This is a genomic window from Stenotrophomonas sp. GD04024, from assembly GCF_029837545.1.
Classification (GTDB): domain Bacteria; phylum Pseudomonadota; class Gammaproteobacteria; order Xanthomonadales; family Xanthomonadaceae; genus Stenotrophomonas; species Stenotrophomonas forensis.
Genome location: NZ_JAOEDV010000042.1, coordinates 1 through 14,407, shown reverse-complemented (window position 1 = coordinate 14,407; position 14,407 = coordinate 1). Strand labels below are relative to the sequence as shown.

The window sequence follows — 14,407 nt, the reverse complement described above, 5'->3', positions numbered from 1 at the left end:
TTCGTCTTCGGACAACAAGGGAGACGAAGCGACGGCGCGCAGGTGCACCGGCCCATGACGGGGGTGTGGCTGCGGCTCAAAGCTCCCTACGCCGGTGCAAACCGGATCAGGTTCCAAGGGACTCTCTCAGCCTGGCAGATCCAGGCACCCCCGCTTCAGGTGACCATTTCACTACAAATGGTACGGATTTGCGAGCCGGTGGCGTTCATGCCGCGGCGTGCAGGGCCCGCAGCAGCGCCTGACCGGGCGGGCTGTGGAACCATGCCGGATGCCCCAGCATGAAGGGCTGCCAGGCCACGTCGGCGTTCGCGGTCGAGCTGGTGACACCTTCGAAGTACTCCACTTCGGACAGTGCGAAGTCGAAATGGACCATCGGCAGCAGGTCGGCCAGCAGGTGCACGCGCGCGGCCGACAGTGGCAGCACCTGGCGATAGCCGTCCAGCAACGCCAGTGCGATGTCGATGCGTACCGCCTCCATGCCGCGCTCCAGCTGCAGCCACGCCACCGCGTTGCGCTCGATCGCGGTGGCGAGGTCGAACAGTGCGCTGGTGGGCGAGGCCAGGCCGAAATCCAGCACGGTGCTGACCTGGCCGTCGCGCCACAGCAGGTTGGAGACGTGCCAGTCGTTGTGCGCCCATAGCCGGGGTTCGTCGCGCAGGCGCTCGGCCAGGCCGCTGTGCCACGGCAGTACGTCGCGGCGGAGCTGGGCTTCCCACGGGATGCGTGCGAGGTAGCGGGCCAGGCCGGGGCGTGTGGCCAGGTCAGACTTGATTGCTGCAATCGGATCACCGGCACGGATCAGATCGTCGCGCGCGACCAGCACATGGGTGCTGCGCTGCGGCGCGTGGTAGCTGTCCGAAGCCTGGTGCAGTCGCGCCAGCATGCGGCCGGCTTCGCGGGCCTGCGCGACATCGGTCAGCAGCGACCATGACACTGCATCGCGGTACAGATCGTCGCCTACGCCAACGGCGTGCAGTTCAAAGGTCCACTCGCCCTGTTCGACGGCGGTATGCCCATCGGCGGCCGCCAGCAGCTGGACCACGGGCAGGCCTGCCGCCGCGAGATGCGCGATGAAGCGGTGCTCTTCTTCCAGGCAGGCCGCGCTGCGCACGCTGTGGTGATGGCGCTTGATGAACACCGCACCCTGCGCGCCGTCGACAATGGCGGCGGCCGACAGTGGCCGCGGGCTGTGCCAGCGCGCCTGGCTTTGCCCGTCAAGCTGCGGGTAGTGCTCGCGCAGCCAGCTGATGTCCCGCGTGCTGATCGGTGGCCAGTCGGCGGCGACCTCGTCGTTGTTGAGGCCCTGCACGCGGTGGGAGGAAGAAGTCATGCCGCAGCCCGAGAGGGGAAAGTCACATCCAAGGCTGCGCATTCAACGCCATGCCCGCGGCCAACGCAAACGGGCGGGTCATCGACCCGCCCGTCCCTGCGCCCGCTCGCGGTGAGCCGTGCCGCCGCTTACCAGCCGCGATGACGGCCGCGGTCGTTGTAGTAGCGGTTGTCGTAATAGCGATCGCGCTGCCAGCGGCGGTCGTCACCGCGGTCGTAGTAGCCGCTGCGGTAGTAGCCACGATCGTAGCGGCGGTCGTAGCGGTTGTCGTAGTAGCGGTTGTCGTAATAGCGACGGTCGCGGCGGTCGGAGGTGGTCAGGTTGCCGATCGCACCGCCGGCCACCGCACCGCCGACGGTCGCGGCGGGGTCGCCGTTGGAGAGCAGGTTGCCGGCCACGCCACCGACCACGGCGCCAACCAGGGTGCGCTTGTCCTTCCTCGACATCGCGCTGGCATCGCTGACCACGGCGACACCGGCCACCAGTGCCAGCGCCATCGCCAGACCACGGAAGCTGAGTGTGGAAGTACTGAGCATGTTCGTTCTCCTGTGAGGTGCATGCCACGCTGGGCAGGGAGGGCGCGGGGCGCCCCGGCTGCCGTGATGTCCACGCTGGCGTTCCAACATTGCCGGAACATTGCCTGGCGCACCGTGCGGCTTGCGCATTCATCTAGCGGCAGGCGGCATGAAGCAAGGCTGAAAGCGGGCCTGGCCGCTCAGCTGGCAGATAGGGAACGGGCGGTGCACCCTGGCCCTGTTCGGGGCCTGTGTTGTGCGGGCTGAGTCTCAGATCTTGCCGTCGCGCAGGTAATCGAACAGTTCGGCGTCGCCCTTCAGGCCCAGCTTGAGCATGGCGTCACCCTTCTGGCGGCTGATGGTGCTGACACTTTTGTGCAGTTGCAGCGAGATCTCCTTCACGGTCATGCCGGTGCCGAGCAGCCGCAGTACCTCCACCTCGCGGGGCGACAGCGGCTTGCCGTCGCCCTCGCGCATGCGCCAGCCGCCCGCGGCCTCGACCCGCTCGCGCAGGCTGCGGCTGATGTAGGCCTGGCCGCGGTAGACCGCCTGGATGGCCTGCGGTAGTTCGTCCATCGACGAGCTCTTGTCGACCAGGCCCAGCACGCCGCTGTCGAGCACCATGCGCAGGATCGCCAGGTTGTTGGAGACGCTGAGCATCAGCACCGGCAGCTCGGGATGACGGCGGCGGATCATGCCGATCATGGCGAAGCCATCGGCCTGGGGGCTGCCGGGCATGGAGTAGTCGGTGACCAGCAGGTCGCAGGGTTGGTCGCCCAGCAGGGCCATCAGCGCCTGCGCGCTGTCGGCTTCGCCGACCACGCGGCCCACCCCGCTCGATTCGATGACGGCGCGGGTGCCGATACGGACCACCGGGTGGTCGTCTGCGATGATGATGCGCAAGCTCATGCTCTAGTATGACCACCGGGCAGGCCGGGCCGCGACCATCGCGGTCCCTGGCAGCATTCTAGGAGATCGACGCCGATGCGTAGCTGGGCTGTTCGCGGGCTGGTCCTGCTGCTGGCCGTACTGGTGCTGCCAGCGGCCCTGGTACAGGGCGTTCCAGGGCTGCTGCCGCTCAGCTCCCTGCAGCGTGAGTACCTCGCCGCCCATCCGAGCATCGTCGTGGGCCAGTATGACAGCGGCTGGCCGCCATTCGAGTCCCTCCATGATGGCCAGCAGGTTGGCCTGGGACCAGATTATCTGTCGCTTCTTGCCCGCCAGCTAGGCGTCAGGGTGGAGGCCCGTCGCTATCCAGATTGGACATCCGTGTTGGATGCGGCGTGCCGTGGCGAGATCGATGTGGTGATGAATGTCGGTCTCAGTGCCGACCGCACCCGTTGCATGGTGTACACGGCCGCCTATGGCGAAGCACCGTTGGCCCTGGTGGGCCGGCCGGGCGACCTGCGTGGCTCCGACAATCCTGATCTGGATGGATTGCGGGTGGTGATCGAGCAGGATTTCCTGACCGGTCCGCAGGTGCGGGCACGATTCCCGCGCGCACGGCAGCTTGTCGCACACAGCTCGCTGGCGGCGCTCGAGATGGTCAGAGACGACAAAGCTGATGTCTATATCGGCAATGCTTATGTCGCCACTGAACTGATCGCCGTCCAGCATCTGCAGGGTGTGGTGCTGCTGCGACCCAGCGATCTGCCGCCCGAACGGCTGCACTTCGGCATCCCCAGCAGCAAGCAGCCGCTGGCCGAAGCGCTGGACCTGGCCCTGGCCGCAACCAGCCAGGCCCAGCGCGATGCCCTGGCGAGGCGCTGGCTGCCGCCACCGCAATGGTCGGCGTCGGCGCAGATGGCGCTGAGCCAGGCCGAAAAGCGGGTGCTGGAGCAGCCACTGAAGATCGGCTTCGCACCGAATGCGGCGCCGTTGTCGTTCACCGGCGGGGATGGTGCGCCCAGTGGCCTGGCCAGCGAGTACCTGCATCGGCTGGTGCAGGCTGGTGCACACCTGCAGCCGGAGAGCAGCCACGACTGGTACGAGGTGCGCGAGAAGGCGCGCCGTGGCGAGCTGCAGGCGGTGATGGGCATCCCGGCCGATTCGCGCTACCTCGGGCCGGACTGGGTGTTCAGCCAGCCCTTCATCAGCGTGCCGAACGTGATCGTCAGCCGCGTCGACAGCCCTGCCCTGCTGGGCCTGTCGGACCTGCAGGGAAAGCGCGTGCTGCTGTCCGATCCGGAGCGCGTGCGTGGCTACGTGCTGCAGCAGGCACCGCAGGCCCGGATCATGGCGGCGCGTAGTGCCGAACAGGCGATGCAGCGGGTTCTTGATGGCGAAGCCGATGCCTATGTGGGCAACCTGGCGCTGGTCAATCAGCTGCTGCGCAGCCGCTTCCAGGGGCGCCTGCAGGTTGCTGCCCCGGCGGGTTTCAACGATCAGCTGGTGATGGCGGTGGAGCGCCGCCATGCCGCGCTGGCCACGACCTTCGACCGCCTGCTGCTGCAGATGGCACCGCGCGAGCACGAGGCATTGCGCGGCGACTGGCTGTCGGTCGAGCACCGCAATGGGGTCGACTGGAAGCGGGTGCTGCGCTGGGCACTGCCGCTGCTGCTGGTGCTGCTGACCGCCGTGCTGGTGCATGGCATCGGCTACTGGCGGCTGCGCCGCGAAGTGGCCGGGCGGCGTCACCTGGAACAGCGCCTGGCCGAAGTCACCGACAACCTCCCGGCGGTGGTCTACCAGGCACGCCGCGATGCCGATGGCACGCTCAGCTTCCCGTTCATCGCCGGCGATCTGCAGGCCCTGTTCGGAATCAGCCGGCAGCAGGCCGAGCAGGATGCGAAGATCCTGCTGGAGCGCATCGAGGAGGACGATCGCGCGCGCATCCTGCAGGCGGTCGAGCAGGCCGCGCGCCAGTTCGCGCCATTGATCCTGGAATTCCGCCTGCGCGCCGAGGGCACCGACGCGCGCTGGGTGCGCAGCCAGGCCCATCCCTATGCGGCCGAAGCCGGCGCGGTGACGTGGAGTGGCTACTGGGTGGATGTGAGCGAGGCGCGCGCACAGGCCGATGCCCTGGTGGCGGCGAAGGCCGACGCCGAGCAGGCGGCGGAGGCCAAGTCGCGTTTCCTGGCCACCATGAGTCATGAGATCCGCACGCCGATGAGTGGCGTGCTCGGCATGCTGGAAGTGCTGGCGCATTCACCGCTGGACGCCGAGCAGCAGCGCATTCTGGGCGTGATCGAGGATTCGGCGCAGATGCTGCGGCAGATTCTCGACGACATCCTCGATTACTCCAGGCTTGAAGCCGGTGCGCTGCGCCTGGAGCCGGTGCCGCAGCCCCTGCGGCCGTTGCTGGAAAGCGTTTGCCGCCTGCTCTCGGCCCAGGCCAGTGCACGCGGGCTGGCGCTGCACGTGCAGATTGATCCACAGCTGGCGCCCGCGCACGAAGTCGATGGCGTACGCCTGCGCCAGATCGTGTTCAACCTGCTCAGCAACGCCATCAAGTTCACCGCCCAGGGCGAGGTCCGCCTGCAGCTGGAGGTGCTGGGGCCGACCCGCGAGGACGGCGCCCAGCCGTTGTGCCTGAGCGTCACCGACACCGACACCGGCATGGGCATCGCACCGGAGCAGCTGCAGCACCTGTTCGCACCCTTCACCCAGGCCGGTGCCTACATCCAGCGCGACCACGGTGGCACCGGCCTGGGCCTGAGCATCAGCCAGCGGCTGGCGCAGATGATGGAGGGCGAGCTGACCCTGCACAGCACGCTGGGCGAGGGCACCCGTGCCGAAGTGCGGTTGTCGCTGGTGGAAGCGGGCAGTGGCGATGTCGAGGCCCTGGTGGCCGAGCAGGAGCAGGCCGCATTGCTGCCGGCCGCGCTGCGCCAGGCGCGCGTGCTGGTGATCGAGGATCACCCGACCAACCAGGCGATGATGGCCTGGCGGTTGCAGCAGCTGGGCGTGCCGCACGTGATGGTCGGCGATGGCCAGCAGGGGCTGGATCGGCTGGCCGCGGAGAGTTTCGACCTGGTGATCACCGATTGCCGCATGCCGGTACTGGACGGGTTCGGCTTCACCCGCCTGCTGCGCGAACGCGAAGGCCGCACCGGCCAGCCGCGGCTGACCGTGCTGGCGTTGACCGCCAGCGTGCTGGACGACGATGCGCGCCGCTGCCGCGAGGCCGGCATGGATGAGGTGCTGGCCAAGCCGCTGTCACTGGCCACGCTGCGTGCGGCGCTGCTGCGCTGGTTGCCGCAGGCACAGGGCCAGACGTTCGCCGAGCCGGTAACGGAGGTGGTGGCCGACGACGGCATGGCGCTGCCCGATCTGGCCGACCTGCAGCAGCGGTTCGGCTCACGGGCGGTGGCCGAGCAGCTGCGCGACAGCCTGCTGCAGGCCAGCGAGGAGGATCTGGCGGCCGTGCAGCGCGCGCTGCAGGCCGGTGACCGTGCGGCCGCGGCGCTACACCTGCATCGCCAGGCCGGCGGCCTCGGGGCGGTGGGGGCGGGCGTGCTGGCAGGCCAGGCCAATGCGCTGGTCGAGCGCCTGCAGGACGCAACCGAAACCGATCCGGCGCCGCTGTTCGCTGCGGTCGCGGCGTTCGTGGCCCGGCTGCAGCAACAGCTGCAGCGGCTGGCTCACTGAGCCGACTGCTGCTGCAGGTAGGCGATCACCAACGCGCGGCGTTCGGCGCTGGGGAAGGCGTTGTACATGCGCGTGCCCGGCACCAGGTGGGTGGGCGACTGCAGGAATGCATCCAGGGTCTGCGCGGTCCAGGTGATGTCGGCGCGGCGCATGCCGTCGGAATAGCTGTAGTCGGGCAGGCTGCCTGCACGGCGACCGATCACGCCATGCAGGTTCGGCCCGAAGCGATGGATCCCGCCAGGCTGCACGGTATGGCAACCGGCGCACAGCTCGAACGCGCGCTGCATGGCCTGCTGGTGGGCCTGTTCGGGCGTGGCCGGCGCGGCGGGCGGGCGCTGGCAGGCCGTGGCCGCCAGTGCCATGGCAACGATGGTGAGCAGGTTGAAGGCGCGCATGGGCGGGCAGGATAGCGGTGCGCGGAAACGACCGGGCTGCGACATGCAGTCGCAGCCCGAGGCGGTCACATGCCCGAGTAGTTCGGGCCGCCGCCGCCCTGCGGGGTCACCCAGACGATGTTCTGGGTCGGGTCCTTGATGTCGCAGGTCTTGCAGTGCACGCAGTTCTGCGCGTTGATCTGCAGCCGCGCGTTGTCGGCCTCGCCGACGAACTCGTACACGCCGGCCGGGCAGTAGCGTGCTTCCGGGCCGGCGTACTCGGCCAGGTTCACCTTCACCGGAATGCTGGCGTCCTTCAGCGTCAGGTGGCTGGGCTGGTTCTCGTCGTGGTTGGTGCTGCTCAGGAACACCGAGCTGAGGCGGTCGAAGGTCAGCACGCCATCCGGCTTCGGGTAGGCGATGCGGGTGTGCTTGGCCGCCGGCTCCAGGCAGGCGTGGTCCGGGGTGCTGTGGCGCAGGGTCCACGGCGGGTTGCGCACGCCCAGCTTGGGCAGCAGCCACTGCTCGATGCCGGTCATCAGCGTGGCCACGGTCTGGCCCTTCTTGAACCACTGCTTGAAGTTCTTGGCCTGCTGCAGTTCGGTGAACAGCCAGCTGGCTTCGAACGCCTTCGGGTAGGCGTCCAGTTCATCGTGCTGGCGGTCTCCGGCCAGCGCGTCGAAGGCTGCATCGGCGCACAACATGCCGGTCTTGATCGCGGCGTGGCTGCCCTTGATGCGGCTGACGTTGAGGTAGCCGGCCTCGCAGCCGACCAGTGCGCCACCGGGGAACACCGTCTTCGGCAGCGACATCAGGCCACCGGCGGTGATGGCGCGCGCGCCGTAACCGATGCGGGTGCCACCTTCCAGGTGCTTGCGGATGGACGGGTGGGTCTTGAAGCGCTGGAATTCCTCGAACGGGCTCAGCCACGGGTTCTTGTAGTCCAGGCCGACCACGTAGCCGATGGCAACCTTGCCGCCGTCAGCGTGGTACAGGAACGCGCCGCCATAGGTGTCGTTGTCCAGCGGCCAGCCGGCGGCGTGCACCACCAGGCCCGGCTCATGCCTGGCCGGGTCGATCTGCCACAGCTCCTTGATGCCGATGCCGTAGGCTTGCGGGTCCTTGCCTTCGTCCAGCTTGTAACGGGCGATCAGCTGGCGGCCGAGGTGGCCGCGCGCGCCTTCAGCGAAGATCGTGTACTTGGCCTGCAACGCCATGCCACGCTCGAAGGCCGGGCCGATGCTGCCGTCCTTCTCGATGCCCATGTCGCCGGTGGCTACGCCGATCACTTCACCGTTGTCGCCATACAGCACCTCGGCGGCGGCGAAGCCGGGGAAGATCGCCACTTCCAGCGCCTCGGCCTGCTGCGCCAGCCAACGGGTCACTTCGCCCAGGCTGATGATGTAGTTGCCTTCGTTGTGGAAGCACTCCGGCAGCAGCGCGTTGGGCGTGCTGCGTGCGCCGGTTTCGCTGAGGAACAGGAATTCGTCGCGGGTGACCTTCTGCTTCAGCGGCGCGCCGCGCTCGGCCCAGTCCGGGAACAGCTCGGTCAGTGCACGCGGGTCCATCACCGCGCCGGACAGCACGTGTGCGCCCGGCTCGGAGCCCTTCTCCAGCACGCAGACCGACAGTTCGCGACCGGCTTCGATCGCGCGTTGGCGCAGGCGGATCGCGGTGGCCAGGCCGGCGGGGCCGGCGCCGACGATCACCACGTCGAACTCCATTACTTCACGCGGGGGCAGGGCGTTGGCTTCAGCGCTCATCGATTGCATGACTCGTGGGTAGGGCCGGCATCGGGGCCACCGGCGGTGCCTGGAAATCGCGCGTGCAGCCACGAGCGAAACGGTTGTTTGAATGTGTCAGGGTACCGGGCCGCGCGTGATCGAGCTAGATCGCCGATGTTCACATCCCGATTGCTGCATTGCAGCGTAGGGCCGCCGCTCTGGTGGGTGCCGACCTGGGTCGGCACGCTCTGCCCGGATGACCGACAATGGCCCGGTCCTGACTGCGCGTGAGTGCCATGGCTTTGCATCCGTACGATCTGTTCGATGTCCGTTCCCTGCTCAACGAGGAAGAGCGCGCGGTGCAGGAGAGCGTCGCCCGCTTCACCAACGAGCGGGTGCTGCCGATCATCGGCGATGCCTTTGACCAGGCCCGTTTTCCATCTGAACTGGTGCCGGAGATCGCATCGCTGGGCCTGCTCGGCGCCACCCTGCCGGCCGAATACGGCGGCGGTGGCCTCGGTGCGGTCAGCTACGGCCTGATCTGCCAGGAGCTGGAGCGTGGCGACTCGGGCCTGCGCAGCTTCGTTTCGGTGCAGAGCTCGCTGTGCATGTATCCCATCTACGCCTATGGCAGCGAGGAACAGCGCCAGCAGTGGCTGCCGGCGATGGCGCGCGGCGAACTGATCGGCTGCTTCGGCCTGACCGAGGCGCACGGCGGTTCCGATCCGGCCAGCATGAAGACCCGTGCGGTGCGCGACGGCAGTGACTGGCGGATCAGCGGCAGCAAGATGTGGATCACCAGCGGGCCGGTGGCCGACCTGGCGATCGTCTGGGCGCAGACCGAGGACGGCATCCAGGGCTTCGTGCTGGAAAAGGGCATGGCCGGCTTCACCACCCAGGAAATCAAGCACAAGATGAGCCTGCGCGCCTCGCTGACCGGTGCGCTGTTCTTCGACGACGTGCGCGTGCCCGACAGCCATCGCCTGCCGAACGTGAAGGGCCTGAAGGGGCCGCTGGGCTGCCTGACCCAGGCCCGCTTCGGCATCAGCTGGGGCCCGATCGGCGCGGCCATCGCCTGCCTGGATGAAGCGCTGGGCTATGCCAAGGAACGCGTGCTGTTCGGGCGCCCGTTGGCGGCCACGCAGAGCGCACAGATCAAGCTGGCCGAGATGGCCCGCCGCATCACCACCGCGCAGCTGCTGGCATTGCAGTTGGGGCGGTTGAAGGAAGCGGGCCAGCTGCAGCCGCAGCAGGTCAGCCTGGCCAAGTGGAACAACTGCCGCATGGCGATTGATATCGCCCGCGAGTGTCGCGATCTGCTCGGCGGCGCGGGCATCACCACCGAGCACGTGGCGATCCGCCACGCACTGAACCTGGAATCGGTGATCACCTATGAAGGCACCGAGACCGTGCACCAGCTGGTGATCGGCCGCGAACTGACCGGCATCAACGCGTTCTGAAATCGGGTTGTGGTGGGTGCCAACCTTGGTTGGCACATTCCTTCAGCATCCGGCCAGGCATTTGTGCGGACCAAGGTCCGCACCCACCAAGTGCGGTCCGCATCCACCAGGAGCGGTTCACACCCATCTGAGGCGGTTTACGCCCCGCCGGCAAACCCGTGCTGCCGCCACGCCTCGTACATCACCACCGCCACGGTGTTGGAAAGATTGAGGCTTCGATTGTCCGGCCGCATCGGCAGGCGCAGGCGGGCGCCATCGGGCAGGGCATCGAGCACGTCCTGCGGCAGGCCGCGGCTTTCCGGGCCGAACAGGAACGCATCGCCATCTTCAAAGGCCACGCTGTCATAACGCACGCTGGCCCGGGTACTCAGGGCGAACAGCCGCTTGGGCGCGATCCGCGCCAGCGCGGTGTCCAGGTCCGGGTGCACCTGCAGGCGCGAGTACTCGTGGTAGTCCAGCCCGGCGCGCTTGAGCTGCTTGTCTTCCAGTGCGAAGCCGAGCGGCTCGACCAGGTGCAGCTGCGCGCCGGTGTTGGCGCAGAGACGGATCACGTTGCCCGTGTTGGGCGGGATTTCCGGTTGGAACAGGATCACGTGGAACTGGGGCGCGGCATTCATCGGCGCAGTGTACCTGCGACGGCCGCCGCCTTTACGGCGCACGCCCTGCACGGGGCAGGGCGGCACCGGTTACGGGCGCAGCAGGACCTGGGCGGTTTCGCTGGCCAGGGCCTGCAGGTCGGCAGCGCTCGGGCGCACCTGCAGGGCCGGCAGGTTGACGATGACCGAGTGGGCAACGTTGGTAGCGGCGGCGGCCAGGGTGGCGGCGTAGCGCTGGGCTTCCAGTTCGGCGGCCAGGGCGACGCGCTGCTCCAGGCTGGGGCGCACTTCCACCGAGGCCAACGTGGTGATCGGCATCGCGGCGGCGACCGGAGTGGCGGCGTAGCCGTTGCGCTCGGCCAGCTGGTCGGCGCTCGGGCGCACCTCCACGGTGGCCAGGGTCGGGATGCCGCTGGCCTGTTCCCAGGCCTGCTGGGCCAGCTGGTCGGCGGCCGGGCGGACCTGCACGGTGGACAGGGTCTTGATGGATTCGGAGGCCTGCACCGACGAAACAACCGCGGTGCCGGCAATCAGGGCGATGGCGATGGCAATGGTCTTGGCGTTCATGACGGGGCCTGTTTAGTGTTGGCGATCAGTGGTGTGGTAGTAAGGTAGTACACCGATTCTGGGCTTGCAAGGAAAATTTTCGATTTCCTGCATTTGTTCAGTCTTCAGTCATCTTGCGTCTGAAGCCCTTCCTGGCGCAGGAAGTACCAAGCAATCCCCGTGCCAACTTTTAGTTGTTGATTTGAAAGGCTTTTTTCGATTCGAAAAGTGTCCGCTGGGCGGACACCTGTCCATTCGATGGGCGACGGACACTGTCCGGACGCGGGTTGCCGCCGCATGTGACCTGTCAGAAGGCCCAGCGAGGGGCCGAAATGGCGCATCGAGACAAACACCCCCAGTGACTGGCGACCGATTCCTGCCGCTGCGTGCGCACGCTAGGATCGGGGTTCACCTACGTGACCAAGGATCCGGATATGTCTCTCGCCCTTCGCCCGCGCGCTGCATTGCTGGCTGTCGCCCTCAGCACCGCCCTGGGCACGCTTGCGCCCACCCCTGTGCTGGCCGCCAAGCCGGCTGCCCCGGCCAGGGTCGATATCCCGTATGAGCAGTTCACCCTGCCCAACGGCCTGCGGGTGATCGTGCATACCGATCGCAAGGCGCCGATCGTGGCGGTCAACGTCTGGTACCACGTGGGCAGCAAGGACGAACCGGCCGGCCGCACCGGCTTCGCGCACCTGTTCGAACACCTGATGTTCCAGCGCAGCGAAAACCACGACGGCGAGTACTTCGAGCCGTTCAAGCAGGTCGGTGCCACCAACCAGAACGGCACCACCAATACCGACCGCACCAACTACTTCGAGAACGTGCCGACCACCGCGCTGGACATGGCGCTGTGGATGGAATCGGACCGAATGGGCCACCTGGTCGGTGCGATCGACCAGGCGGCGCTGGACGAGCAGCGTGGCGTGGTGCAGAACGAGAAGCGACAGGGTGAGAACCAGCCGTACGGCCAGGCCTGGGACCAGATCAACAAGGCGCTGTACCCGGTCGGCCACCCGTACCACCACGGTGTGATCGGTTCGATGAACGATCTCAACGCGGCCTCGCTGGACGACGTGAAGACCTGGTTCCGCACCTGGTACGGCCCGAACAATGCAGTGCTGGTGCTGGCCGGTGACATCGACCTGGCCACCGCCAAGGAGAAGGTCGCCAAGTACTTCGGCAGCATCCCGGCCGGTCCGACCATGGCGCAGCCGGCGGTGAACGTGGCCAAGCGCAGTGCCGACAGCCGCGAGACGATGACCGACAAGGTGCCGCAGCCACGCATCTACCGCGCCTGGAACGTGCCGCAGGTCGGCACCACCGATATCGATCAGCTGCAGCTGTTCGCGCAGGTACTCGGTGGCGCCAAGTCCTCGCGCCTGAGCCAGCGCCTGCAGCACCAGGACAAGCTGGTGGACAGCATCGGTTCGGGCCTGTCGACCTCGCAGCTGGGCTCCAACTTCGTGATCGTGGCGACCGTGAAGCAGGGCCAGGACCCGGCCAAGGTCGAGAAGATCATCGATGAGGAACTGGACCGGCTGATCAAGCAGGGTCCGACCGCGGCCGAACTTGAACGCGCCAAGACCGGCGCCCGCGCCGGTTTCATCCGCGGCATCGAGCGCATCGGTGGTTTTGGCGGCAAGGCCGACGCGCTGGCCGAGTGCGCCGTGTTCACCGGCGACCCCGGCTGTTTCCGCACTTCGCTGGCCAACATCGACAAGGCCACGGCCGCCGATCTGAGCCGTCTGGGCGCGCAGTGGCTGGACAAGGGCAGCCACACCCTGGTGATCGAGCCGGGTGAGCGCGTGGCGCTGAAGGAAGAACCGAGCCAGACGCCGAAGCCGTTCACCGTGCCTGCGGTGGACCCGAAGTACAGCACCCTGCCCGAGCAGGTGGACCGCAAGGCCGGCGTGCCGCAGACCCGCGAGTTCCCGCAGCTGAAGTTCCCGGCGCTGCAGCGTGCCACGCTGAAGAACGGCACCCAGGTGATCCTGGCCGAACGCCATGAAATCCCGGTGGTGCAGTTCAGCTACCAGTTCCCGGGCGGCTTCAGCGCCGACCAGGGACGCAAGCCGGGCACCGCCAACTTCACCATGAGCCTGATGACCGAAGGCGCCGGCAAGCTGGGTTCGCTGGCCTTCGCCGATGCTGCCGACGCACTGGGCGCCAGCCTGGATGCCTCGGCCGGCCTGGATTCGATGAGCGTGGACCTGTCCGCGCTGAAGGAGAACCTGGCTCCGTCGCTGGCGCTGTACCGCGACCTGCTGCGCGAGCCGCGCTTCGAGCAGGGCGAGATCGACCGGGTCCGGGCGACCTGGATCGCCGGCATCCAGCAGGAGAAGGTCAACCCGGGTGCGGTGGCGATGCGCGTGCTGCCGCCGTTGCTGTACGGCAAGGGCCACCCGTACGCCATTCCGTTCACCGGCAGCGGTGACGAAGCGGCGATCAACGGCCTGACCCGCGAAGACCTGGTCGACTTCCACCACGACTGGCTGCGCCCGCAGAACGGCACCCTGATCGTGGTCGGTGACACCACGCTGGCCGAGATCGTGCCGCTGCTGGACAAGCAGCTGGGCGACTGGAAGGCCAGTGGCGATGCCCCGCAGGTGAAGGCCGCCACCGACGTCGCGCTGCCGAAGGGCCCGCGCGTGTTCCTGATCGACCAGCCGGGTGCGGTGCAGGCCAACCTGTTCGCCGGCCAGGTGGTGCCGCCATCAAGCGCCACCAGCTCGACCCGCTTCGACATCGCCAACGGCGTGATCGGCGGTGACTTCACCTCGCGCCTGAACATGAACCTGCGCGAGGACAAGCACTGGTCGTACGGTGCGCGCAGCAGCGCGGTCAATTCGGTGGGCCAGCGTCCGTGGATGGCCAGTGCGCCGGTGCAGATCGACAAGACCGGCCCGGCGATGGCGGAGATGCGCAAGGAAATCGCCGCGTTCGCCGATGGCAGCAAGCCGGCCACCGCTGCCGAGGTCAACCGCATCCGCAACATCCAGACCCTGAGCCTGCCCGGTGCCTACGAGACCGCCAGCGCGGTGGCGTCGACGATCGGTTCGATCGTGCAGTTCAAGCGCCCGGACGACTATGTGCTGCGCCGCAAGGCGGAGATCGAGGCGATGACCCCGGCGCAGGTGCAGCAGGCCGCCGCCGAGATCAAGCCGCAGGCGCTGACATGGGTGGTCGTGGGTGACCTGAAGCAGACCGAAGCGGCCGTGCGCGCGCTGAACCTGGGCGAGGTGACGGTGATCGACGCCGAAGGCAACCCG

10 protein-coding genes and 1 riboswitch are annotated in these 14,407 nt (G+C 67.8%); of the genes, 3 read left to right on the top strand and 7 right to left on the bottom strand.

Annotated elements, in window-relative coordinates; all coding sequences use genetic code 11:
• Window positions 1-66 precede the first annotated feature (66 nt).
• A riboswitch (TPP riboswitch) is annotated at window positions 67-162 on the bottom strand.
• A 43-nt stretch (window positions 163-205) separates the two neighbouring features.
• The 3 genes from N7590_RS13945 to N7590_RS13935 all read right to left on the bottom strand — a co-directional run bounded on the left by N7590_RS13945 (window position 206) and on the right by N7590_RS13935 (window position 2,754).
• A complete protein-coding gene (locus N7590_RS13945; RefSeq protein WP_164242450.1) occupies window positions 206-1,330 on the bottom strand; it encodes a phosphotransferase in 1,125 nt (374 codons plus the stop codon).
• A gap of 128 nt (window positions 1,331-1,458) precedes the next feature.
• On the bottom strand, window positions 1,459-1,866 hold the full coding sequence (locus tag N7590_RS13940; protein ID WP_040006712.1) for a glycine zipper 2TM domain-containing protein: 408 nt from the start codon (window positions 1,864-1,866) through the stop codon (window positions 1,459-1,461).
• Window positions 1,867-2,115: 249 nt separating this feature from the next.
• Window positions 2,116-2,754, bottom strand: a complete 639-nt coding sequence (locus N7590_RS13935) for a response regulator transcription factor (protein WP_053511118.1) — start codon at window positions 2,752-2,754, stop codon at window positions 2,116-2,118.
• A gap of 75 nt (window positions 2,755-2,829) precedes the next feature.
• Between N7590_RS13935 and N7590_RS13930 the strand changes: the two genes are divergently transcribed.
• Complete coding sequence (locus N7590_RS13930) at window positions 2,830-6,435, top strand: transporter substrate-binding domain-containing protein (protein ID WP_279935651.1); 3,606 nt, start codon at window positions 2,830-2,832, stop codon at window positions 6,433-6,435.
• On the opposite strand, the gene N7590_RS13925 is transcribed toward N7590_RS13930, so the two are convergent.
• Together N7590_RS13925 and N7590_RS13920 are read right to left on the bottom strand one after the other, a co-directional pair.
• Window positions 6,429-6,830: a c-type cytochrome gene (locus N7590_RS13925; protein WP_053511122.1), complete on the bottom strand. Its 402-nt coding sequence runs from the start codon at window positions 6,828-6,830 to the stop codon at window positions 6,429-6,431. The two genes, N7590_RS13930 and N7590_RS13925, sit on opposite strands and share 7 nt — an antisense overlap.
• A gap of 65 nt (window positions 6,831-6,895) precedes the next feature.
• A complete protein-coding gene (locus tag N7590_RS13920; protein WP_053511123.1) occupies window positions 6,896-8,572 on the bottom strand; it encodes an electron transfer flavoprotein-ubiquinone oxidoreductase in 1,677 nt (558 codons plus the stop codon).
• Between the two features lie 257 nt (window positions 8,573-8,829).
• Here N7590_RS13920 and N7590_RS13915 point away from each other — a divergent pair, with 257 nt between their 5' ends.
• Entirely contained in the window at window positions 8,830-9,993 is a 1,164-nt protein-coding gene (locus N7590_RS13915; protein ID WP_053448481.1) for an acyl-CoA dehydrogenase family protein, read from the top strand.
• 137 nt (window positions 9,994-10,130) lie between these two features.
• Here N7590_RS13915 and N7590_RS13910 read toward each other — a convergent pair whose 3' ends face one another.
• Together N7590_RS13910 and N7590_RS13905 are read right to left on the bottom strand one after the other, a co-directional pair.
• Window positions 10,131-10,610, bottom strand: coding sequence for a tRNA (cytidine(34)-2'-O)-methyltransferase (locus tag N7590_RS13910; protein WP_004153580.1), 480 nt, complete (start codon window positions 10,608-10,610; stop codon window positions 10,131-10,133).
• A 69-nt stretch (window positions 10,611-10,679) separates the two neighbouring features.
• Window positions 10,680-11,156 carry a hypothetical protein gene (locus N7590_RS13905; protein ID WP_053448482.1) on the bottom strand — a complete coding sequence of 159 codons (477 nt, stop codon included), beginning with the start codon at window positions 11,154-11,156 and terminating at the stop codon, window positions 10,680-10,682.
• Between the two features lie 413 nt (window positions 11,157-11,569).
• Here N7590_RS13905 and N7590_RS13900 point away from each other — a divergent pair.
• Window positions 11,570-14,407: pitrilysin family protein (locus tag N7590_RS13900; RefSeq protein WP_279935650.1), on the top strand; the 2,838-nt coding region annotated here is incomplete at its 3' end.